Origin of the sequence: Streptomyces sp. NBC_00083, assembly GCF_026343295.1 — a bacterium.
GTDB lineage: Bacteria > Actinomycetota > Actinomycetes > Streptomycetales > Streptomycetaceae > Streptomyces.
Map to the genome: position 1 here is coordinate 2,025,753 of NZ_JAPELY010000001.1, position 20,816 is coordinate 2,046,568.

At 71.1% G+C, this 20,816-nt stretch carries 20 protein-coding genes and 1 tRNA gene; 15 read left to right on the forward strand and 6 right to left on the reverse strand.

The features are described from left to right. Nucleotides 1-88: 88 nt before the first annotated feature. A complete protein-coding gene (locus OOJ98_RS08880) occupies nucleotides 89-1,615 on the forward strand; it encodes a beta-ketoacyl synthase (RefSeq protein ID WP_267054078.1) in 1,527 nt (508 codons plus the stop codon). A gap of 103 nt (nucleotides 1,616-1,718) precedes the next feature. Here the strand turns inward: OOJ98_RS08880 and OOJ98_RS08885 are convergent, their stop codons facing one another. Beyond that, entirely contained in the window at nucleotides 1,719-3,224 is a 1,506-nt protein-coding gene (locus OOJ98_RS08885; protein WP_267054079.1) for an HNH endonuclease, read from the reverse strand. Between the two features lie 391 nt (nucleotides 3,225-3,615). Between OOJ98_RS08885 and OOJ98_RS08890 the strand changes: the two genes are divergently transcribed. From OOJ98_RS08890 to OOJ98_RS08905, 4 genes are all read left to right on the forward strand, one after another. After that, nucleotides 3,616-3,813, forward strand: coding sequence for a hypothetical protein (locus tag OOJ98_RS08890; RefSeq protein ID WP_267054080.1), 198 nt, complete (start codon nucleotides 3,616-3,618; stop codon nucleotides 3,811-3,813). After that, a complete protein-coding gene (locus tag OOJ98_RS08895) occupies nucleotides 3,797-4,324 on the forward strand; it encodes a DUF6879 family protein (RefSeq protein WP_267054081.1) in 528 nt (175 codons plus the stop codon). Before OOJ98_RS08890 ends, OOJ98_RS08895 begins: the two co-directional genes overlap by 17 nt. Continuing rightward, nucleotides 4,321-5,151, forward strand: a complete 831-nt coding sequence (locus tag OOJ98_RS08900; protein WP_267055570.1) for a helix-turn-helix transcriptional regulator — start codon at nucleotides 4,321-4,323, stop codon at nucleotides 5,149-5,151. The genes OOJ98_RS08895 and OOJ98_RS08900 overlap by 4 nt, the downstream gene beginning before the upstream one ends. Nucleotides 5,152-5,423: 272 nt before the next feature. Further along, nucleotides 5,424-5,660, forward strand: coding sequence for a hypothetical protein (locus OOJ98_RS08905; protein WP_267054082.1), 237 nt, complete (start codon nucleotides 5,424-5,426; stop codon nucleotides 5,658-5,660). A gap of 823 nt (nucleotides 5,661-6,483) precedes the next feature. Here OOJ98_RS08905 and OOJ98_RS08910 read toward each other — a convergent pair. Next, nucleotides 6,484-6,568: transfer RNA gene (locus tag OOJ98_RS08910), tRNA-Leu, on the reverse strand. Between the two features lie 187 nt (nucleotides 6,569-6,755). Between OOJ98_RS08910 and OOJ98_RS08915 the strand changes: the two genes are divergently transcribed. The 3 genes from OOJ98_RS08915 (at nucleotide 6,756) to OOJ98_RS34820 (ending at nucleotide 9,553) form a co-directional block, all read left to right on the forward strand. Next, complete coding sequence (locus OOJ98_RS08915) at nucleotides 6,756-8,087, forward strand: M20/M25/M40 family metallo-hydrolase (RefSeq protein ID WP_267054083.1); 1,332 nt, start codon at nucleotides 6,756-6,758, stop codon at nucleotides 8,085-8,087. Nucleotides 8,088-8,264: 177 nt separating this feature from the next. Continuing rightward, nucleotides 8,265-8,498, forward strand: coding sequence for a chaplin ChpH (gene chpH / locus OOJ98_RS08920; protein ID WP_267054084.1), 234 nt, complete (start codon nucleotides 8,265-8,267; stop codon nucleotides 8,496-8,498). Between the two features lie 137 nt (nucleotides 8,499-8,635). Beyond that, nucleotides 8,636-9,553: a chaplin gene (locus tag OOJ98_RS34820; RefSeq protein WP_323177884.1), complete on the forward strand. Its 918-nt coding sequence runs from the start codon at nucleotides 8,636-8,638 to the stop codon at nucleotides 9,551-9,553. A gap of 86 nt (nucleotides 9,554-9,639) precedes the next feature. On the opposite strand, the gene OOJ98_RS08935 is transcribed toward OOJ98_RS34820, so the two are convergent. Then, entirely contained in the window at nucleotides 9,640-9,828 is a 189-nt protein-coding gene (locus OOJ98_RS08935) for a DUF5703 family protein (RefSeq protein WP_005319466.1), read from the reverse strand. Nucleotides 9,829-9,875: 47 nt separating this feature from the next. On the opposite strand from OOJ98_RS08935, the gene OOJ98_RS08940 reads away from it, so the two are divergent. Further along, the gene (locus OOJ98_RS08940) at nucleotides 9,876-10,553 is read left to right on the forward strand and encodes a hypothetical protein (RefSeq protein WP_267054085.1); all 678 of its coding nucleotides are present in this window, start codon (nucleotides 9,876-9,878) and stop codon (nucleotides 10,551-10,553) included. A 63-nt stretch (nucleotides 10,554-10,616) separates the two neighbouring features. Here the strand turns inward: OOJ98_RS08940 and OOJ98_RS08945 are convergent, their stop codons facing one another. Both OOJ98_RS08945 and OOJ98_RS08950 read right to left on the reverse strand, forming a co-directional pair. After that, complete coding sequence (locus OOJ98_RS08945; RefSeq protein WP_267054086.1) at nucleotides 10,617-13,046, reverse strand: ATP-dependent RecD-like DNA helicase; 2,430 nt, start codon at nucleotides 13,044-13,046, stop codon at nucleotides 10,617-10,619. Continuing rightward, a complete protein-coding gene (locus tag OOJ98_RS08950; protein WP_267054087.1) occupies nucleotides 13,043-14,026 on the reverse strand; it encodes an aldo/keto reductase in 984 nt (327 codons plus the stop codon). The genes OOJ98_RS08945 and OOJ98_RS08950 overlap by 4 nt, the downstream gene beginning before the upstream one ends. Before the next feature lie 168 nt (nucleotides 14,027-14,194). Here OOJ98_RS08950 and OOJ98_RS08955 point away from each other — a divergent pair, with 168 nt between their 5' ends. Both OOJ98_RS08955 and OOJ98_RS08960 read left to right on the forward strand, forming a co-directional pair. Further along, the gene (locus OOJ98_RS08955) at nucleotides 14,195-15,250 is read left to right on the forward strand and encodes an LLM class F420-dependent oxidoreductase (protein ID WP_267054088.1); all 1,056 of its coding nucleotides are present in this window, start codon (nucleotides 14,195-14,197) and stop codon (nucleotides 15,248-15,250) included. Between the two features lie 216 nt (nucleotides 15,251-15,466). Further along, entirely contained in the window at nucleotides 15,467-16,255 is a 789-nt protein-coding gene (locus OOJ98_RS08960) for a ferritin-like domain-containing protein (protein WP_267054089.1), read from the forward strand. 7 nt (nucleotides 16,256-16,262) lie between these two features. Here the strand turns inward: OOJ98_RS08960 and corA are convergent, their stop codons facing one another. Continuing rightward, on the reverse strand, nucleotides 16,263-17,258 hold the full coding sequence (gene corA / locus OOJ98_RS08965; protein ID WP_267054090.1) for a magnesium/cobalt transporter CorA: 996 nt from the start codon (nucleotides 17,256-17,258) through the stop codon (nucleotides 16,263-16,265). A gap of 59 nt (nucleotides 17,259-17,317) precedes the next feature. Here corA and OOJ98_RS08970 point away from each other — a divergent pair, with 59 nt between their 5' ends. From OOJ98_RS08970 to mshC, 4 genes are all read left to right on the forward strand, one after another. Beyond that, nucleotides 17,318-18,004, forward strand: coding sequence for a histidine phosphatase family protein (locus tag OOJ98_RS08970; RefSeq protein WP_267054091.1), 687 nt, complete (start codon nucleotides 17,318-17,320; stop codon nucleotides 18,002-18,004). Between the two features lie 68 nt (nucleotides 18,005-18,072). After that, nucleotides 18,073-18,663 carry a DUF3090 domain-containing protein gene (locus OOJ98_RS08975; RefSeq protein ID WP_053723476.1) on the forward strand — a complete coding sequence of 197 codons (591 nt, stop codon included), beginning with the start codon at nucleotides 18,073-18,075 and terminating at the stop codon, nucleotides 18,661-18,663. After that, a complete protein-coding gene (locus OOJ98_RS08980) occupies nucleotides 18,627-19,457 on the forward strand; it encodes an SCO1664 family protein (RefSeq protein WP_267054092.1) in 831 nt (276 codons plus the stop codon). The genes OOJ98_RS08975 and OOJ98_RS08980 overlap by 37 nt, the downstream gene beginning before the upstream one ends. Nucleotides 19,458-19,547: 90 nt before the next feature. Then, complete coding sequence (gene mshC / locus OOJ98_RS08985; protein WP_267054093.1) at nucleotides 19,548-20,777, forward strand: cysteine--1-D-myo-inosityl 2-amino-2-deoxy-alpha-D-glucopyranoside ligase; 1,230 nt, start codon at nucleotides 19,548-19,550, stop codon at nucleotides 20,775-20,777. The last annotated feature ends 39 nt before the right edge of the window (nucleotides 20,778-20,816 follow it).

The window sequence follows — 20,816 nt, forward strand, 5'->3', positions numbered from 1 at the left end:
CTGCCTTCTGCGCCGCGGGGAGGCATGCTGCGTAGGGGATCGGTACCGAAACATCCTGATTCGTGACGGGACGGAGCAAGGGTCCACGATGAACGAAGAGTCGGTCATGGGCGGCGCCTGCTACCTGCTCACCACGGGCGAACTGGTGCCGGGCGACGTCATCGCGACGGACCCGGACCGGCCCTGGCTCGTGGTGGTCGGCACGGCGCCCGCGACCGAGACCAGGACCCGGCTCTACCTGCGCCCCCTGACCGGCGGCCCGGACCTGGAGCGCGTACTGCCCCGCTACGAGCGCCAAGTCGTCCGCAGCGCCCGCGTCGACCCCGCCGACCTGCCCGACCCCAAACGGCCCGCCGCACCCCCCGCGCGCCGGGTCGTGGTGACCGGCCTCGGCGCCCTCACCCCGCTCGGCGGCGACGCGCCGGAGCTGTGGCAGGGCCTGCTCGACGGCCTCTGCGGCGTCGGCACCGTGGAGGGGCCCGGCTTCGACGGGCTGCCCGTACGCCTCGCCGCCCGCGCCGCCGTCGACCCCGCCGCGCTGCTGCCCCGGCCGGTGGCCCGCCGGATGAACAGGTCCGCGCAGTTCGCCCTGCTCGCCGCCCGCGAGGCCTGGCGCGACGCGGGGCTCGACCCGGCGGGAACCGTGGCGGCCGGGCTGCGGCCGGAGCGTACCGGGGTGCTGATGGGGACGATCATCGGCGGCGCCCCCGTCCTGGTCGAGAGCCGCCTCGCCCTCGACCAGCGCGGGCCGCGCGCGGTCTCCCCGCACACCACGCCCATGATCGTGCCCTCGGCCTCGGCCGCCCAGATATCCAAGGACCTGGACATCCGCGGCCAGTGCAGGACCTTCGTCTCCGCGTGTGCGTCCGGCACGGAGGCGATCGGGCAGGCCATCGACGCCATCCGCGACGACAAGGTCGACCTCGTCGTCGCGGGCGGCACCGAAGCGGTGATCACCCCGGAGATCCTCGCCGCGTTCGCCGCGATGCGAGCCGTATCGACCCGCAACGACCGGCCCGAGCACGCGTCGAGGCCGTTCGACATGGCGCGCGACGGCTTCGTCCTCGGCGAGGGCGCCGGCGTCGTCGTCCTGGAGAGCGAGGAGCACGCCCGCGCCCGCGGCGCCCGCGTCTACTGCGAGGCCGCCGGCTGGGGCCTCTCCGCGGACGCCCACCACATGGCGGCGCCCCAGCCCGAGGGGCGGGGCGTCGAGGCGGCGCTGCGCAAGGCCCTCGCGGACGCCGGGGCCACTCCCGGCGACGTGGCCCACATCAACGCCCACGCCACGGCCACCGTCGAAGGCGACCGGACCGAGGCGCTGGCACTGTGCCGGCTCTTCGGCGGCCAGATCCGGGACATCCCCGTCACCGCGAACAAAGGCGCGCTGGGCCACCTCCAGGGCGGGGCGGGTGCGGTCGAGGCCGTCGCGGCGGTCCTGACCCTGCGCGACGGCCTGATCCCGCCGACCGTCGGCTGCGACGACCCCGAGGACGGCCTCGGCCTGGATGTCGTGCGCGAATCCCCCCGCGCCCTGCCGCCCTGCGGCGACCTGGTCCTCAGCAATTCCTTCGGCTTCGGCGGCCACAACGCGGTGCTGGCTCTCAGGCGGACCTGAGGGGCGGTCGACGCGCGGCTCGACCGCACGGTCGGAACCCGGGGCGTGGCGTTCGCCGCCCGTCAGTACGGGTGCCCGGCCCCGGGACCCGGCCGCCCCACCGTCACTGAGACGCCTTCGGTGGACTCGCCTTCCACGCCCGGTCGAGGGAGTCGTCCCATGTGCCGTCCCTGTCGAAACTCGCGGCCCGGCAGCCGCGGGACATGGGTGCCGCGGTGCTGTGGCGCCACGGAGCATCCCCGATCCGGGCTATGGCGTGGCCGCAGTGCCGGCACGCCGCGTGCCCCATCAACTCGTCGGCCAGCCGCTCGAACTGCGCGGTGCGGTCCGCCACTTCCTCCCTGATGCCCCGCAGCACCTCCTCGGCACTGTCGACTCCCGTGGTGCCCACGATGTCGCGCACGAGGGCGGCTGCTTCCATCGCGATGTCGGCCCTGCGCGCCGCGTTGACCAGGTTCTGCGGACCGTCATGGTCGGGCGACTTACGGGCCGCCCGTTCCGCCAGTTCCACCGAGGGCCGGCTCGACACCGGGGGCCGGCTCGACACCGGGGGCCGGACATCGGCGGTCCCCCGCTCGGCTGCGCCGTCCTTCAAGCGTCTGCGGGCCACTTCGAAGGCCCACGCTTCGGTGGACGCCTTTTTGGCGACGTTGAAGTGCGTGCTGGTCGCCGAGTCCATGACGGTATGGAACTCCTGCATCAGCGCTCCCCAGTGGTGGCCGCCGGCGAAGTCCTCCGGGCACCAGCCGTAGTGACGCACGAGTTCGTCTCGAACCCGGTCGAAGTGGCGCAGGCTCCTGCGCACCGGCCCGCTCGTCTCGATGCGAAGACCGACCCGTTCCGCCTTCGCCACCAACTCCGGCTCCACACCCTGCCACTTCATGTGACCGTCGCGTTCACAGGCGTAGTCGACCCAGGACCAGAACGCCTCGGCGTCTGCGACGTCGGGCGCCTCGCGGTGGTGAGCCGGGCAGAGGAGGGCGAAGTTGCGCACATCGTTGGAGCCGCCGAGCGATTCGGGGACCACATGGGCCCGCTCGACCGGTGCCTGCCAGCAGATCAGGCAGATCGGCTCGTCCAGTCCGAGGTAGTCGGCGATGCTGCGGAGTGGGGGTCTCGACCGGCGCCGGTCGGGATGGTTCTCCCTGCCGCGTATGCCCAACTTGTTGTGGTCGTAGGCGTGTTCACGCTCGGGGTCTCGCACGGTGAGGACGTGAGGAATGTCCTCGCGCTGCGGCTCGGGGTTGCGCACGGTCATGAGCGGAGTGCTGATCTCCGTGAGATACGGTCCGAGAAACCCCAGTAAGAACTCCTGCATGATCTCCATCGCGTCGTCGTCATAGCCTCCCGCGGCGTTCCGGTGCCCCTGGATGTCGAGGTAGATGTGGCGCGGGGCGCCGGGGCTCGCAGCCGCGGCGGCCTTGAGGATCGAGAAGAGCCGGCCGGCGCACTTCGTGAAGTCCTCTTCGACCCGCATGTCGTGATAGAGGGCGATTCCCTTCGGCTCCGCATCGGGTCCCGTGCGCCCGGCGCGGGCAGCGCTCCGGGCGGTGCTCCGGGCGGTGCCGGCGTGGTCCCGCCGTGCCGTCGTATGCCGTTCGTCTTTCATGGGCGCACGCTAACCGTCGCCTCTGACAGCGGGTCTTCACGGCGTCCGGCCGCACCCCGGAAAAGCAGAAGACCCCTGATCAACAGAGGTCTCAGCTGGTGTCCGAGGGGGGCTTGAACTCTCCACTCGGGCACCAGCTCATTCATTGCGTTGACCTGCGGAAACGTAGCTTAGAGCCCCGTGTACCGGCTCTGCGGTTGGTCACCTTCACCTGTCGTTTCTGCCCGTTTCGGGCCCCTGTTGGTCATGGGTTGGTCACGTGACCAACCCCGCAGCCCCGGTCTCGCCCTCGAACCCGGAGGCAGTTTCCAGTAGAGGAAACTCGAACCCCTTGCACCACTCTGAGGGGGCCGCGAACATCGGACCTGACACCTGAAGCGGAGGGGGCACAGTGGCAACGGAACTGACGCGGTTGGTGGGGGACTGTGACGAGGGCGAGTGCCCGACCATCTACGTCACCGACAGGGGGACGCTGGCTTTTCAGGGCACGGAAATAACTGACCACGGGAGGAAGATTCCCGCGCACGAAACCATGGTTGAAATCCCCATCGAGCTCATCCGAAAGGCGATCCGTGACAACCTCATCTAAGTCCCTGGGCGACTGGCTCAAGGACTTTGAACGAGAAGCGTTCCGGCTGGAAACCCTGGACGATTACAGTCAGTCAGGCGGCGTAGACGCCTATCAGGCGTTCCTCGCAGGGAAGCCCCAGCCGGAGGAATACAAGACGGCTGGATGGCTCACGACAGTGGGCGACGCGGTGCAGGCAGGCAAGCGCATTTATCGCGTACACGTGCTGGCACGTCCATTGACGGACTATCTCCGGTTCGAGTTGTCATGGGGCTACATCCGCAACATGACTGCCGGAGAAGAGTTCTTCATTCTGGACACGACCGGCCGGGAAGACCCCATCCCGACTGCACCCGACTTCTGGATGTTCGATGACCGGACGATTGGCGCCATGAAGTATGACGCTCAAGGTGCGTACCTTGGCGTTGACTTTGTCGGTGAAGACAAGCGGTCAGAGTTCCGGCGGTACAGGGATGTGGCTATGGCTTCGGCCGTACCGTTCCCTGAATGGTGGGCGCAGTACGGGGAGTGAATAGATCAAGTCTTGGCTCCGCACTACGGGCACTGCGCGAGTCCTCCGGGATTGAGGCCAAAGCAGTGGCCCGTAGTGCTGCTATGTCCAGATCCAAGCTATCCAAGATCGAGAACGGGAACACCTCTCCCAGCGTCACTGACGTGGACTGCATCCTTACCGCTCTTGCTGTATCGGAAGAGGTCAAGGCCGAGTACATGGCTGTTGCGAGAGCGGCAGCGACGGAAGTCACGGCATGGCGGCTGATTCGACGGCTGGGCTACAACCGAAAACAACAACAGGTGCAGGCCCTGGAATCGCAGACGAGCCTACTGCGGCTGTTCCAGCCTTCCTTGGTCCCTGGCCTCCTGCAAACCCCGGAGTACATCCGTGCTGTATTTGCACGCAGGAACCTTACCGAAGTGCAGCTGGAGCGCACGATAGGTGCGAGGCTGGCTCGACAGACAGTGCTTTACGCCGATGACAAAACATTCCGGTTCATCATCACAGAGTCTGTTCTTCGCTGGCGAATTGTGGCCCCTCTGGTAATGGTCGGCCAGCTCGACAAGCTCATATCCGTGTCGAGGCTTCCCAACGTGGATATTAGAGTGGTTTCATTGGCGACCCCTCAAGTAGACTTCCCGGGGCATTCGTTCTCCATTAAGGACGAGCGTACCGTAACCATTGAGACGATCCATGCGGAAACCGTAGTGACCGACCCTCGGGATATCGCGCTCTACGCATCAAAATTCGAGGGATTTGTTCATGCCGCTGTTTCCGGTGATGAGATGAGGGAATTGGTTGCATCCATCCGGGATGGCTTTTTGCGCGAACAGGAAACTCGCTAGAAGGTGGTCCCCGCAAGGCTGACACTTGTCGAGCACCGAAGACGCCGACGAGAGGAAGCCATGACTACTCCGTTCAAGTATCCGCAGCTGCCAGTGGAGTTGCCCGGGGCGGTGGAGGCCTTTCTGTACAACTGCACTCCGGCCGAAGGCTGTGGAGTCTGCGCGGCACTCGTGAGGGAGGTGGAAGAGGCGAAGAAGGCCAAGCGGTGGAGCGGTGCCTACGACGCTGCGGCGGAGGTGCGCAATCACCCGCACGCGAAGCGGGGCCGTCGATGATGGACATGCAGGAGTGGCGTTCGGCGTGGGATCGCGCCCAGGCCGCCACGGACACGCTCAGAACGGCCCTGAGTGACATGGGGGCCGGAGAAACCCAGGTCATGCATCTGCGGCCGATGGTGAACCGCCGAGGGACGGCGTGGGTGGATGTGGGGCAGATGCCCGCCGATCTGGCCGCGAGGCTGGCGGATGTGATCAGGGTCGGGAGTCTCGACAACATCGGGCCCTCATGAGTCAGGAGGCGGCGTACACGCCGGAGGAGCTGAGTCCTGACGAGACGATGGCCAGCTTGTACCGGCTCGCTCTGAGCATCGCCGCTGAGAACGGCTCGATCATCCCCACAGGTGCTCGGAGATTAGGGCGCTATGCGTTATGGCCGAGTTGCGGCGGCGAGGCGTCGTCGTCCCTGAACCGGCAAGAGCCGTGATCGAGTGGGTTGACCCGCGCTACGCGGACGTCGTGGAGCTCTTCGACAAGGCGTAGATCAGTGGTTCAACGCGCTGTCCGAACTGCTATGGCGTCCGCAACTGCGTGATCATCGACCTCGACGCAGGGGACGCGTGGGGCTACTGGACGTGCCCCTGCATCCCCGACTCCTGTCGCGATCGGCTCCCTTGGTACTCCCGCTCCTTCCATGGTCACGGCGGCGCGACGTGGGGGGAGCGAGCCTAGATCCCCCGACCGGACAACCCCGTGTAGGGGCAGGTCGTGTCCCATACCTGAGAAGAGGCGCGCAGGCTCCCGGCCCGGTCCGCCCCAACGAGGACTTCCGAATGCACGACTGGCGGCACAGCTAGGTCACGAACGATCTGGATGCCGGGGAGAACCCCGTAGAGGTCTCCGCGGACGTTCGGCACCACACGCCGGGCTGCACGATGGCCCGGTACGGGCACTCACGTAAGGACGGAGCGCGCCGACTGGCCGCCTCCGGTGCGGGCCGACTCGGCCTGTCATCCCTGGTCTGACCTGGGGATTCGCTGGGCCGTTGGTCACGTGGTCGGTCACGCCACTGTCCAGAAAAGCAGAAAACCCCACGTGAAGTGGGGTCTCAGCCGGTGTCCGAGGGGGGACTTGAACCCCCACGCCCGATAAAGGGCACTAGCACCTCAAGCTAGCGCGTCTGCCATTCCGCCACCCGGACAAGGTGTCTGTCTCGCGGGCCGTGCCCGTTCCGACGTGGAAAACAATAGCAAACATCCGGGGGTGCTCGATCACCCCCCTGGCCTGCGTGAACTCCGGATGTCGGCGGGAAGCCGCCCTTGGGCGCGGAGGGGGCGCGGGGGCAGGATGGACGGGGACGACACGGAGCGACAGCGGGAGGAACCAGCGTGAGCGAATCGAGCACGACCCGGAACGGCGGCGTGACCGGTGAGGACGAGGTCGTCGACCTCTGCCGCGATCTCATCAGGATCGACACCAGCAACTACGGCGACCACTCGGGGCCCGGTGAGCGCGCGGCGGCGGAGTACGTCGCGGAGAAGCTCGCCGAGGTCGGTCTCGAACCGAAGATCTTCGAGTCGCACAAGGGCCGCGCCTCCACCGTGGCCCGCATCGCCGGCGAGGACCCCTCGCGGCCGGCGCTGCTCATCCACGGCCACACCGACGTCGTGCCCGCCAACGCGGCCGACTGGACCCACGACCCGTTCGGCGGCGAGATCGCCGACGGCTGTGTGTGGGGCCGCGGCGCGGTCGACATGAAGGACATGGACGCGATGACCCTCGCGGTCGTGCGCGACCGGCTGCGCAGCGGCCGCAAGCCCCCGCGCGACATCGTCCTCGCCTTCCTCGCCGACGAGGAGGCCGGCGGCACCTACGGCGCGCGCTTCCTGGTCGACAAGCACCCCGAGCTCTTCGAGGGCTGCACCGAGGCGATCAGCGAGGTCGGCGGCTTCTCGTTCACCGTCAACGAGAACCTCCGGCTCTACCTCATCGAGACGGCCCAGAAGGGCATGCACTGGATGAAGCTGACCGTGGACGGCACCGCCGGCCACGGCTCGATGATCCACAAGGACAACGCCATCACCGAGCTGTCCGAGGCCGTGGCCCGGCTCGGCCGGCACAAGTTCCCGGTGCGGGTCACCAAGACGCTGCGGCACTTCCTCGACGAGCTCGGGGACGCGCTCGGCACCGAACTCGACCCCGAGGACATGGACGGCACGCTCGCCAAGCTCGGCGGCATCGCCAAGCTGATCGGCGCCTCGCTCCAGAACACCGCCAACCCGACGCAGCTGGGCGCCGGCTACAAGGTCAACGTCATCCCCGGACAGGCCACCGCCCACGTCGACGGGCGTTTCCTGCCGGGGTACGAGGCGGAGTTCCTCGCCGACCTCGACCGCATCCTGGGCCCGCGCGTCAAGCGCGAGGACGTCCACGCCGACAAGGCCCTGGAGACCACGTTCGACGGCGCCCTGGTCGACGCCATGCAGAGCGCGCTGCTGGCCGAGGACCCGATCGCCCGCGCCGTGCCGTACATGCTCTCGGCCGGCACGGACGCCAAGTCCTTCGACGACCTCGGCATCCGCGGCTTCGGCTTCGCGCCCCTGAAGCTGCCGCCGGAGCTGGACTTCGCCGGGATGTTCCACGGCGTGGACGAGCGGGTGCCGGTGGACGGCCTGAAGTTCGGCGTACGGGTCCTCGACCGGTTCATCGACGCGTCCTGAGGCCGAGCCCGGCCCGATCCGCCGGCTCACGGGCGTCGCTCGATTAATCGTCTGAGCGTACGTGTCTTACTGAAAAGAGTGAATGCACTCATATGCTCGTAGCCCCATAACTTCCCCCTCGTTACAGGGTGTGCGGTCCGCGGCTGGGATCGCACATATGCCAACAAGGAGGAAGTAATGATCAAGAAGGTCGTCGCTGCTGCGGCTGTCACTGGTGGTCTGGTTCTCGCGGGTGCCGGTATGGCCGTCGCGGATGCGGGTGCCCAGGGTGCCGCTGTGAACTCCCCCGGCGTCGCGTCCGGCAATGTCATCCAGGTCCCCGTGCACGTGCCGGTGAACCTGTGCGGCAACACCGTTTCCGTGATCGGGCTGCTGAACCCCGCCTTCGGCAACACCTGCGTCAACAAGTGACGTTGTGCCTCAACCCGTAAGGGTCTGAGCCGGGCGGCCCCGGAGTGCGTGCCATGCACTCCGGGGCCGCCCGGCGTTTCAGAGCTCGGGCGCAACGGCGCCGCGGGCTGTCCGGAAGGCAGAAGGCAGGGAAAACCATGCGACAGGTCACCCGCAAGTCACTGATCACCATGGCGGCCGCGAGCGGCGTCCTCGCGATGGGCAGCGGTGCCGCGCACGCCGATTCGGCGGCTCGGGGCAGCGCGTCGAACTCGCCGGGCGTGCTGTCCGGCAACGCCGTCCAGGTACCGGTGCACGTGCCGGTCAACGCCTGCGGCAACACCGTCAACGTGATCGGCGCGCTCAATCCGACGTTCGCCAACAGCTGCGCCAACAAGGGCGGCGGCCAGGGCGGCGCCGGTCACCGGGGCGCGGGAGCGTCCGCCGGCGGTCACACCCGGAACTCGCCCGGGGTCGCCTCGGGCAACACCGTCCAGGTGCCCATCGACGTTCCGGTGAACGCCTGCGGCAACAGCGTGAACGTGGTGGGCGTCGGCAACCCGGCGTACGGCAACGACTGCGCCAACGACGAGGGCACCGGCCCCGGCCGGCCCCAGCACCCGGGCCACCCCGGTCAGCCGCAGCACCCGGGACACCCCCAGCACCCGGGTCAGCCCCACCACCCCGGTCACCCGCAGCACCCCGGCGGGCCGCACCACCCCGGTCACCCGGGCCAGCACCAGCCCCCCTGCACCCCGGGCGAGCCGGGTCACCCGGGTCAGCCCGGTCACCCCGGGCAGCCGGGGCAGGGGCACCCCGGGCAGCCCGGGGTGCCGCAGCACCCGGTCGGTCCGATCGCGCACCACCCCGCGGTGCCCGCGCACCCGGCCGGGCCCGGCACGGTCGTCAGCCCGGCCACCCGGACCGTGACCGCCGCCGCGGCGGCGCCGGCCCAGGCTCCGGCCATGCTGGCGCACACCGGCTCCGAGGGCCTCGGTCTCGCCCTCCCCGCCGCCGCGGGCCTGGTGCTCGGCGGAGCGGTCCTCTACCGCCGTGGGCGCGCCGCACAGCAGTAACGCGGCCGTGCCCGGCAGGGCGGTCATGACGGAGCGGGTCCCGCATGCGCGGGGCCCGCTCCGTCGTCATCGCGCGCTCTCCACGCTCACCACGTGGCTCGCACCTGGCGGATGATCCGCCTGCGCAGCCGTACGCGACGGCTGCCGTCCCGGTGCAGACTCAGTCGGTCCAACTCCCAGTGTCCGTACTCGGCATGGTCGGTCAGCAGACGGGTCGCCTCCTTGCGGGACACCCCGCGCGGAACGTACACGTCGACAAATTCGTATTCCGGCATCGCATCTATTGTGCGGGCAGAGCCCCGGTACGGATAGCGTCTGCACTATGTCTGATGCTGCGCAGCCCACCGCTGCCGAGGTACGTGCCGCCGCCGAGGCGGTCAAAGCCGCGCTGGACCGTCACCTCGATGCGGTGGAACGCCGCTCCGGGGACGACGATCCGGCGGTGTACGAGGCCTTCAACGCGCTCGCGGCGGCGGCCGAGGCGTACGACGAGCGGCTCTACGACCGCTACGACGAGGTGACCCCCTTCGAGATCCCCGGCGCCGACGACTCCCTGCCGCCCTACGCGGGCCCCGAGGAACCACACGCCCTCAGTGTTCTCATCCGGCGCGACTACGCCGTGGCCGAGCCCCAGCGGCTGCTCGCCCAGGCTCAGCGGATCACCGATCTCGACCCGGGCGCGGACGAGCCGGACGAGGGCGAGCACACCCTGCCGGTCGTCGGCAGCAGCGTCCATGCCGCGCTCGGTGTGCTGTTCGGCGAGTACGAGCCGGACGAAATCGCCTCGCGGCACAAGGAGTTCGGCCTGGAGGAGGGCGACTCCACGCTGTGGGTCTCGGCCTCCGACGAGCTTCCCGAGCCGGGCGAGTGGCTCAGCACACCGTTCGACCACGCCGACCCGCAGCGCGTGGTGTGCCGCTTCGACGTGAGCGCCGTCTTCGACGAGGAGGAGCTGGAGGACGACCTCGACGAGGAGGACGACCTGCGGGCCACCACCTGACCCGGCCGTCACGGCGGAGGCCGCCACCCCGCTCCTGGGGGTGGCGGCCTCCGCCGTGTGCGGCTACTGCTCCGCCGGCTTCAGGAGGCCGTGCAGCAGCGGCGCGAGCCGGGTCGTGCGGGGCGGCGGAAGGAGCTCCGCCACCGCCCGTGGCAGCGCCTGGTCGACGCCGTGCACGACGGACAGATGCCGCTCGGCCCGGCCGAACGCCGTGTACACCCAGGCCCGGTTGAGCCCCTGCGCCGCGTCTCCCGGCAGCACCACGACCACCGCGGGCCAGCGCATGCCGGCCGCCTGGTGCGCGGTGAGCGCCCAGCCGTGCCGCAGCGCCGACTCGACCCGCTCCTTCGGTACGAGCACGGGCTTGCCGGCGCAGTCGAGCCGCAGGCCCTCCGCGTCCGCCCCGGCCACTGTGCCCGTCACCGTGCGCCCCGGGGACTGCGCGTACGCCACCCGGTCGGCCGGGTCGAAACCGCCGAAGCGGCCGGGGCCGGGGTTGAGGCGCTGCTTGAGGGCCGCGTTGAGGGCGCGGGTGCCCGCCGAGCCGCCGTGGCCGACCGTGATGACCTGGGTCTGCTCGGCGGGGATGCCGATCGCCCGGGGGATCGAGTCGGCGAGGAGCTGGACGGCGCGGTGCACGGCCTCGCCCGCGTCCCGCACCGGGACGATCACGACTTCCTTGCCGGGGGCCTCGACCTGGTTGAGCTCCCCGATCCCGATGCCGGAGACCAGCTCACCGACCGGCCCGGGATCGGGCATCCGTGACGCGACGACGGGGCAGACCCGAGCGGTCAGCACATCGTGGAAGACCAGTCCGGCGCCGGCCGGGCGGAGCACGCCCGGGTCGCCGCTCAGGACGAGGCGGCAGCCGTCGGGCAGCGACTCCACGAGCACGGCCGCGGTCTCCACGTCGAGCTGCGTGGCGTCCTGCACCACCAGGACGTCGAGGGCGAGCGCGCCCTCCGCGTCCCGCCCCGGGCCGTCGCCGGACAGCAGGCCCGCGACGGTGAACGCGGCCAGGGGGCCGGTCAGTTCGGCCAGCCGGCGCTGTCCGTCCGCGGTGTGCGCCGCGCCCGCGGCCCGCAGCCCGGCGGCCGCGGCCGCCGTCACCACGGCGGCCGACTCGGCGCGCGCGGCCTCGCCGCCGGTGTGCGCCACCAATCCGCTGCCCGCGACCGCGCGGACCAGCTCGCCGCCCTCGGGCCACACCGAACCGTCGTCCCGCACCGGCGCGTTGAGCAGCCGGGCGAGGCCGTCGGCCAGACTCTCCTCCGCCAGCGCGTACCGGTCGAGCCCGAGCAGCACCTCGACCGGCTCCGCCTCGCCCTCGCCGGTCTCGTCCGCCTCGTCCGCCTCGTCGGGGGCGGCGGCGTCGTCGAGGCCCGGCTCGTCCGCGATGCCGTCCTGGAAGACCAGCACCACGCCCTCGGCGACGGCCTGGTTCACGGCCTCGTCGGGATCGGGGACGGACCGGGCGGCGAGTGCCGTGCGCACGTCGTCGGCGGGAAGCGCGGTGTGTCCCTGCACGGCGGCCTGTTCCAGGATCCAGCCGACCAGGGCCGCCGCCCTGCGCTCGTCGTCCGGCCGGCACTCGGCGCCGAGCAGCGCGCGGGCGAAGCCGTCGGCCTGCTCGGGGCGGACCCCGGGCACCGCGAGCAGCTGCCAGGGGTCGGCGTCCAGCCGCTCGGCCGCCTGCTCGCCGAGCGCGCCGGTGACCTGCGCGGCCAGCGTCTCGGGGGCGCCGCCCCGGGTGAGCACGGCGCGTACGGCGGCGAGGGCCTCGTCCGACGTGACGGGCGCCTGCGCCGGTTCGGGGGAGCGGGGCCGAGCCGGAGCCGCGTCCTGGGCCGGGCCGGGGGCGGGCCTGCGGGGGGCGGGCGGCGGCCCCGCGAAGAACGCGGCGCCCGACTTCTCGCCCTTCTCCACGGCCCGTACCGCCGCGAGGAGGTCGGCGGCCGTCCCGCTCAGCTTGGTGCCGGCCGGGATCGGCGCCTCCTTCTCCGCCTTGCGCTGCTCGATCCTGGCGCGCAACTTCCGCTGCGCGGCCAGCTCGGCGGCGGCGTCGGACAGCTCCGGGGCCGCGGCCTCGGAGCCCTGGGCGGCTTCGGCGGTCGCGTCACCGGCCGTGTCGTCCGCCGCGTCACCGTCACCGTCACCGGCATCGGAGCCGGAGCCGGAGCTGGGGTCGGGGTCGGAGTCGGCGTCGCCCTCGCCGTCAGCTCCGCCCTCGCCGTCGGGCCGCGGCTCGTCGGACCGTAGGTCGGCGTCGCCGCCCGCACCCCCGTCGGCCTCCGCGCCCGCCAACTCCCCCGCGCCCGCGGCGTCCTCGGCGCTCTCGGCCTCCGCGACGCGCTCGGCGGTCCCGGGGCCCCCGGATTCGGCGGCGGACTGCGGCTCCACGGCGCTCGCGTCACCGCTCCCGCCCTCGCCGGCGGGCTCGGCGGGTTCGTCGGCCGTGGATCCAGGGGCCGAGCCCTGGGGAAGCGCAGTCACAGCGTGCTCCAGTCCTGATCGGGATAGCGGTGCACGGGCGCCGACACGTCGTCGAGCGCCTGGCAGATCTCGTCAGGAAGACTAAGGGCCTCCACTGACAATGCCGCCGCGAGCTGGTGCGCGTTGCGCGCGCCGACGATCGGCGCCACCACTCCCGGACGGTCCCTCACCCATGCGAGCGCCACCTGAAGGGGTGTCGCGTTGAGCCCGTCCGCGGCTATCGAGAGGGCGTCGACGATGCGGCCGGCGGCGTCGTCGAGGTAAGGCTCGACGAACGCGGAGAGCCCCTCCGACGCACCCCGCGAGTCGGCCGGCGTGCCGTGCCGGTACTTGCCGGTCAGGACGCCCCGTCCGAGCGGCGACGAGGGGAGCAGCCCCACGCCCAGGTCGAGCGCGGCGGGCAGCACCTCGCGCTCCACGCCGCGCTGGAGCAGCGAGTACTCCATCTGGGTGCTGGCGAGCCGGGTCCGCACGCCCGGCGCGGCGAGCTGCCAGGTGGCCGCCTTGGCCAGCTGCCAGCCGCTGAAGTTGGAGATGCCGGCATAGCGCGCGCGGCCGCTGCTGACCGCGATGTCGAGCGCCTGGAGGGTCTCCTCCAGCGGGGTCTCGCAGTCGAAGGCGTGGACCTGCCAGAGGTCCACGTGGTCGGTGCCGAGCCGTTGGAGCGAGGCGTCCAGCGCGCTCAGGAGATGGCCGCGCGACCCGTCGAACCGGCGGTCGGGGTCGGGCACGCTGCCCGCCTTGGTCGCCAGGACCAGGTCCCTGCGCGGCACGAGCCGCTCCATCATCCGGCCGAGCAGATACTCCGCGTCCCCACCGCCGTACACGTCGGCCGTATCGATCAGCGTGCCGCCCACCTCCCAGAACGCCTTCAGGAGGTCGGCGGCGTCCTGCTCGCCGACGTCCCGGCCCCAGGTGAGGGTGCCGAGCCCGATCCGGGATACGCGCAGGCCCGTGCGGCCGAGATGCCTCTGCTCCATGGGCGCTGAGATTACTGGCCAGGGGCCCACGGGGAGAGAGCCTGTGGACAACTCGGCCCTGCCGCATCGCGCCCCCGCGCGCTAGAGTCCGGAACACAAGGACGTTACTCATGAGTAAGACATGTGCGTGGACTCGCGTACGGGTCATGACGGGTTAGGGGATCGGCCATGCGGCTCGGCATCAACCTCGGCTACTGGGGCGCGGGAATGGACGGCGACAACCTCGCCGTCGCCAAGGAGGCGGACAAGCTCGGCTACGACGTCTGCTGGGCGGCCGAGGCCTACGGTTCGGACGCGCCGACGGTGCTCACCTGGGTCGCCGCGCACACCGAGCGCATCGACGTCGGCTCCGCGATCCTCCAGATCCCGGCCCGCCAGCCCGCCATGACCGCGATGACGGCCGCCACCCTGGACTCGCTCTCCGGCGGCCGCTTCCGCCTCGGCCTCGGCGTCTCGGGGCCGCAGGTCTCCGAGGGCTGGTACGGCGTCACGTTCGACAAGCCCCTGGCCCGCACCCGGGAGTACGTCGAGATCGTCCGCAAGGCGATGACCCGCGAGCGCCTGACCTACGAAGGCGAGCACTGGACGCTGCCGCTGCCCGGCGGCCCCGGCAAGCCCATCAAGCTGACCGTGCACCCCGAGCGCGAGCACATCCCGCTCTACATCGCCGCGATCGGCCCGAAGAACCTGGAGCAGACCGGCGAGATCGCCGACGGCGCCCTGCTGATCTTCCCGGCCGCCGAGCACATCGAGGCCACCGCGATCTCCCACATCCGGGCGGGCCGCGAGAAGGCCGGCCTGACCATGGACGGCTTCGACGTCTGCCCCACCCTGCCGATCTCGCTCGGCGCCGACGCGGACGTGCCCGCCCTCGCCGACCTGTTCCGTCCCTACACCGCCCTGTACGTCGGCGGCATGGGCAGCCGCAAGCAGAACTTCTACAACCAGCTCGCGCGGCGCATGGGGTACGAGAAGGAGGCCGCCGAGATCCAGGACAAGTACCTGTCCGGCGACAAGGCCGGTGCGGGGGCCGCGGTGCCGCAGCAGCTCATCGACTCGACCACGCTGCTCGGCTCGGTGGAGCGGATCGCCGACCGGATGCAGGCCTACGCCGCCGCCGGCGTCACCACCCTGACGCTGGCCCCCGCGGGCTTCACCCTGGACGAGCGGCTCGCCTCGCTGCGCGCGGGCACCGAGGCGCTGGAGCGCGCGGGTCTCGCGTAAGGGGAGGGTTCTGCGGCCGTGGTGGGGGCTCGGGGGTCTTCCCCGCCACGGCCGTCACGCCTATCAACGCCCGGTGGGGCCGGGCGGTTACGGGGACGGGCGCCCCGCACATTCCTTCGTTCGGCCCAGTGGGGCGCGACCCCTGTTGCCGCGGACGGTATGCCGCATTTGACTCGGTTGCGCAGAGTCCTGCGCGCACCCGGAGGTACGGCAACGATGCTCTCGGCCAAGAGCCTGTTCCAGGAGATCCTCGACCACGACGAGTCGTTCCGGCTCTTCTGCTCCATCGCGGCCGGCGGCGAGGCGCAGGGCGGCTGGGAGAACGGCCGCATCGCCGCCCTCCTGCCCGATCGGTGCCGCGACCTCGCCCCCAAAGTGGCCCGGCACGGCGCCGACGAGGACAAGCACGGCCGGATCTTCCAGGCGCTGATGAAGAAGCGCGGCCTGCGCCCCGTCGACGTCCCCGACGACACCGACTACACGATGCTCCTCGAACGCCGCGGCATCGGGCTCGGCCACGCCAGGCTCCGGCGCGAGGACCCGCTCACCGAGCGGGACGTCATCGTCTACCTCGCGCACAGCCGGGTCACCGAACAGCGCGCCTCCGAACAGATGGAACTGCTGCGCAAGCACTTCGGCGACCACCCCGACCTCGGCCGGGCGGTCCGCATGATCTCCGCCGACGAGGACAACCATCTCGCCTACTGCCACGAGGAGTTGCTGCGCCTGGCGCACGCCGGGCACGGACTCACCATCCACCGGGTGCTGCGCGAGTGCGCCCTCGCCGAGATCCGCGTGTACCGCGATGTCAGCCTCGCCGTCATGGCCCACATGGGCCGGATCCTCGGCTGGCCGCGCCCCAAGGCGGCGGCCCTGGCGGCCGCGATCCACGCCGTGTACGCCTACGAACGGCTCGCGGGATGGCGGCGCATGGTCAGCCTCGCCATGCCGCGGCGGCGCGACCCGCTGGGCGGCCCCGCCGTCACCGCGCCCGGCTTCGCCTAGCCGCCGGTCACAGCCAGCCGCGCCGCTTGAACAGGCGGAACAGGCCGACCTCCAGGAGCACCATCAGGACGAGCAGCGCGGGGTAGCTCCACGCCCAGTGCAGCTCCGGCATGTGGTCGAAGTTCATGCCGTACACGCCGGCCAGCATCGTGGGGACCGCCGCCATCGCCGCCCACGCCGAGATCTTCCGCATGTCGTCGTTCTGGCGGACGCTGACCTGCGCCAGATGGGCCGAGAGGATGTCGGAGAGCAGCCGGTCGAGACCCTCCACCGCCTCGTTGGTGCGCATCAGGTGGTCGTCCACGTCGCGGAAGAACGGCTGCGACGCGGCGTTCACGAACGGCACGCCCGCGCTCGCCAGCCGCTGCACCGGCTGCGCCAGCGGGCCCGTCGCCCGGCGGAACTCCTGGAGCTGCCGCTTGAAGGTGTAGATCCGCGACGCGGTGTCCTTGGTGTCGCGCCCGCCCGACGGCGAGAAGATCTGCGCCTCCAGCTCCTCCAGGTCGTTCTGGAGCTCGGCCGCGACCTCCGTGTAGTGGTCGACGACGGCGTCGCTCACCGCGTACAGGACCGTGGTGGGCCCGTGCTTGAGCAGCTCCGGCTCCGACTCCAGGCGTTGGCGTACCGCCTTGAGCGGCGCACCCTCGCCGTGCCGGACCGTGACCACGAAGCTGTCGCCCACGAAGAGCATCAGCTCGCCCGAGGTCACGGTGTCGCTCCGCGGCTCGTACACGACCGGCTTGAGGACCATGAACAGCGAGTCGTCGTAGACCTCCAGCTTGGGCCGCTGATGGGCCTTGAGGGCGTCCTCCACGGCCAGCTCGTGCAGCCCGAACTCGGTGCTGACCAGCTCGAACTCCTCCTCGGTCGGCTCGTGGAGCCCCACCCAGAGGAAGCTGTCACCGACGGCCCGCGCCTCGCGGAGGGCGTCCGAGAAGTCCTTCGGACCCTCGGTGCGGCGGCCGTCGTGGTAGATGGCACAGTCGACGATCATTGCGCGCATTCTCCCCCGGAAGGGAGCCGCCCGCACCCGAGGGGGACCGGCCGCTTAGGCTGGCGCCCATGGCCACGCTGATCCTCGTACGCCACGGACGTTCCACCGCCAACACGGCGGGGGTGCTGGCCGGCTGGACGCCGGGTGTCGCCCTCGACGAGCGGGGCAACGCCCAGGCCGCCGCCCTGCCCGCCCGGCTCGCCGGAGTGCCGCTCGCCGCCGTCGTCACCAGCCCGCTGCAGCGCTGCCGCGAGACCGTGCAGCCGCTCGTCGACGCCCGCCCCGGCCTGCCGCTGCACCCCGAGGACCTGATCGGCGAGTGTCACTACGGCGACTGGTCGGGCGGCAAGCTCGCCGAGCTGTCCACCGACCCGCTGATGGAGGTCGTGCAGCAGCACCCGTCCAACGCGGCGTTCCCCGGCGGCGAGTCGATGCGCGAGATGCAGGCCCGCGCGGTCGGCGCCGTACGGGACTGGAACGCCCGGATCGAGGCGGAGCACGGTCCCGACGCCGTGTACGCGATGTGTTCGCACGGCGACATCATCAAGTCCGTCGTGGCGGACGCCCTCGGCATGCATCTGGACCTCTTTCAGCGGATCTCGGTGGAACCGTGTTCCCTCACCGTGATCCGCTACACCCGTCTGCGGCCCTATCTCGTACGCCTCGGAGACACCGGGGACCTCGCCTCGCTGATGCCGCGCGAGACCCCCGCGCAGGAACAGGCCGAGGTCGGTGGCGGTGCGGGAGCACCGTGATCGCTGAGAGCAGTAGGGTGGACGCGCCGAAAACCGCTGCTCCAACTCCGAACTAGGGAGACCAGAACGTGTCCCGTCAGGTGTTCTTCTACGACCCGCCGGACCGTTTCGTGGCCGGCACGGTCGGGCTCCCCGGGCGCCGTACGTTCTTCCTCCAGGCGTCCGCGGGCAGTCGCACCACCAGCGTCGCCCTGGAGAAGACCCAGGTCGCCGCGCTCGCCGAACGGATCGACGAGCTGCTCGACGAAGTCGTGCGCAGAACCGGAGGAAACGCTCCTGTTCCCGCCGTCGCCCCGCCCGACGTCACCGACAGCGCCCCTCTCGACTCGCCCGTCGAGGAGGAGTTCCGGGTCGGCACCATGGCACTGGCCTGGGACGGCGACGAACAGCGCATGATCATCGAGGCACAGGCCCTGGTCGAACTCGACGCCGACACCGAGGACGACCTGGCCGAGGCCGAGGAGCGGATGCTCCAGGACGAGGAGAACGGCCCGCCGATGCTGCGGGTGCGCCTGACCGGGGCCCAGGCCAGGGCCTTCGCCAAGCGCGCCCTCGACGTCGTGAACGCGGGCCGGCCGCCGTGCCCGCTGTGCAGCCTGCCGCTCGACCCGGAAGGACACGTATGCCCGCGCCAGAACGGATACCGTCGCGGAGCATGACCTCCGTCGAGCTCCTCACCCGGGGCGAGCTCACCGTCCTGGGCCAGATCCGCGAGGCGTCCAACGCGGTGCTCTACTGCTCCGTCGCGTACGGGGACGAGAGCGCGGAGTGCGTCTACAAGCCCGTCGCGGGGGAGCGGCCCCTGTGGGACTTCCCCGACGGCACGCTCGCCCAGCGCGAGGTCGCGGCGTACGAGGTGTCGCAGGCGACCGGCTGGGACCTCGTGCCGCCCACCGTGCTGCGCGACGGCCCCTACGGCGAGGGCATGGTCCAGCTGTGGGTCGAGCCCGCCGAGCCGGCCGAGGGCGACCCCGGGCTGCTCGCGCTCGTCGAGGACGAGGAGCCGGGCGACGGCTGGAAGCCGGTCGCGCTCGCGGAGGTCGGCGAGGGGCGCACCGCGCTGCTCGTCCACGCGGACGATGCCCGGCTGCGGCGGCTCGCGGTGCTCGACGCGGTGATCAACAACGGGGACCGCAAGGGCGGGCATCTGCTGCCCGCGCCCGACGGGCGGCTGTACGGGATCGACCACGGGGTCACGTTCAACGTGGACGACAAGTTGCGGACGCTGCTGTGGGGGTGGGCGGGGGAGGGGCTCACCCCGGAGGCGGTGGGCGCCCTGAAGGGCCTGGCCGAGGCCCTTCGACCCCTTCAGCCGCTGGCGGTGCGGCTTGCTTCGCTGATCACGGAGGCGGAGCTGGAGGCGACCCGTTCGCGGGTGACCGCCCTCCTCGCCTCGGGCGTCCACCCCACCCCATCGGGCGAGTGGCCCGCCATCCCCTGGCCCCCGGTGTAGGCGCGCCCCCAGGCGGTGGCAAGGGGGTGCATTCGGCCAAGAGCGGGATCCGGTTCGTATCCGGAACGTGCGTCCGGTTACGCTCAAGGCATGCATGCCTGGCCCGCTTCTGAGGTCCCCGCCCTGCCCGGCAAGGGCCGCGACCTCCAGATCCACGACACCGCGACCGGCGGACTCGTCTCCCTCGACCCCGGTCCCGTCGCCCGTATCTACGTCTGCGGCATCACGCCGTACGACGCGACCCACATGGGTCACGCGGCGACCTACAACGCGTTCGACCTCGTTCAGCGCGTGTGGCTCGACACCAAGCGGCAGGTTCACTATGTCCAGAACGTGACGGACGTGGACGACCCCCTCCTTGAGCGAGCCATCCGCGACGGCAAGGACTGGACGGAGCTCGCCGAAGGCGAGACCGCGCTGTTCCGCGAGGACATGACCGCCCTGCGCCTGCTCCCCCCGAAGCACTACATCGGCGCCGTCGAGGCCATACCCGGCATCGTCCCGCTCGTGGAGCGGCTCCGGGACGCGGGCGCGGCGTACGAGCTGGAGGGCGACGTCTACTTCTCGGTCGAGAGCGACCCGCACTTCGGCAACGTCTCGCACTACGACGCCGAGTTCATGCGCGCGCTCTCCGCCGAGCGCGGCGGCGACCCCGAGCGGCCCGGCAAGAAGAACCCGCTCGACCCGATGCTGTGGATGGCCGCCCGCGAGGGCGAGCCGAGCTGGGACGGGGCCTCGCTCGGCCGCGGCCGCCCCGGCTGGCACATCGAGTGCGTCGCCATCGCCCTCGACCACCTCGGCATGGGCTTCGACGTCCAGGGCGGCGGCTCCGACCTGGTCTTCCCGCACCACGAGATGGGCGCGTCGCACGCCCAGGCGCTGACCGGCGAGTACCCCTTCGCCAAGGCGTACGTCCACGCCGGCATGGTCGCCCTGGACGGCGAGAAGATGTCGAAGTCCAAGGGCAACCTGGTCTTCGTCTCGAAGCTGCGCCGCGACGGCACCGACCCGGCCGCCATCCGGCTCGCGCTCCTCGCCCACCACTACCGGGCCGACTGGGAGTGGACCGACCAGGTCCTCCAGGACGCCGTGGAGCGCCTCGCCCGCTGGCGCGCCGCCGTGTCGCGGCCCGACGGGTCGTCCGCCGAGGCCCTGCTGGACGAGGTGCGCGAGGCCCTCGCCAACGACCTCGACGCCCCCGCCGCGCTCGCCGCGGTCGACCGCTGGGCCGCACGTCAGGACGCGGACGGCGGCACGGACGAGACCGCCCCCGGCCTCGTGTCCCGTACCGTCGACGCCCTCCTCGGCGTCGCCCTCTAACCCCCGGACCGCGTCAACACGCAAGCCCCGAGCCGCCCT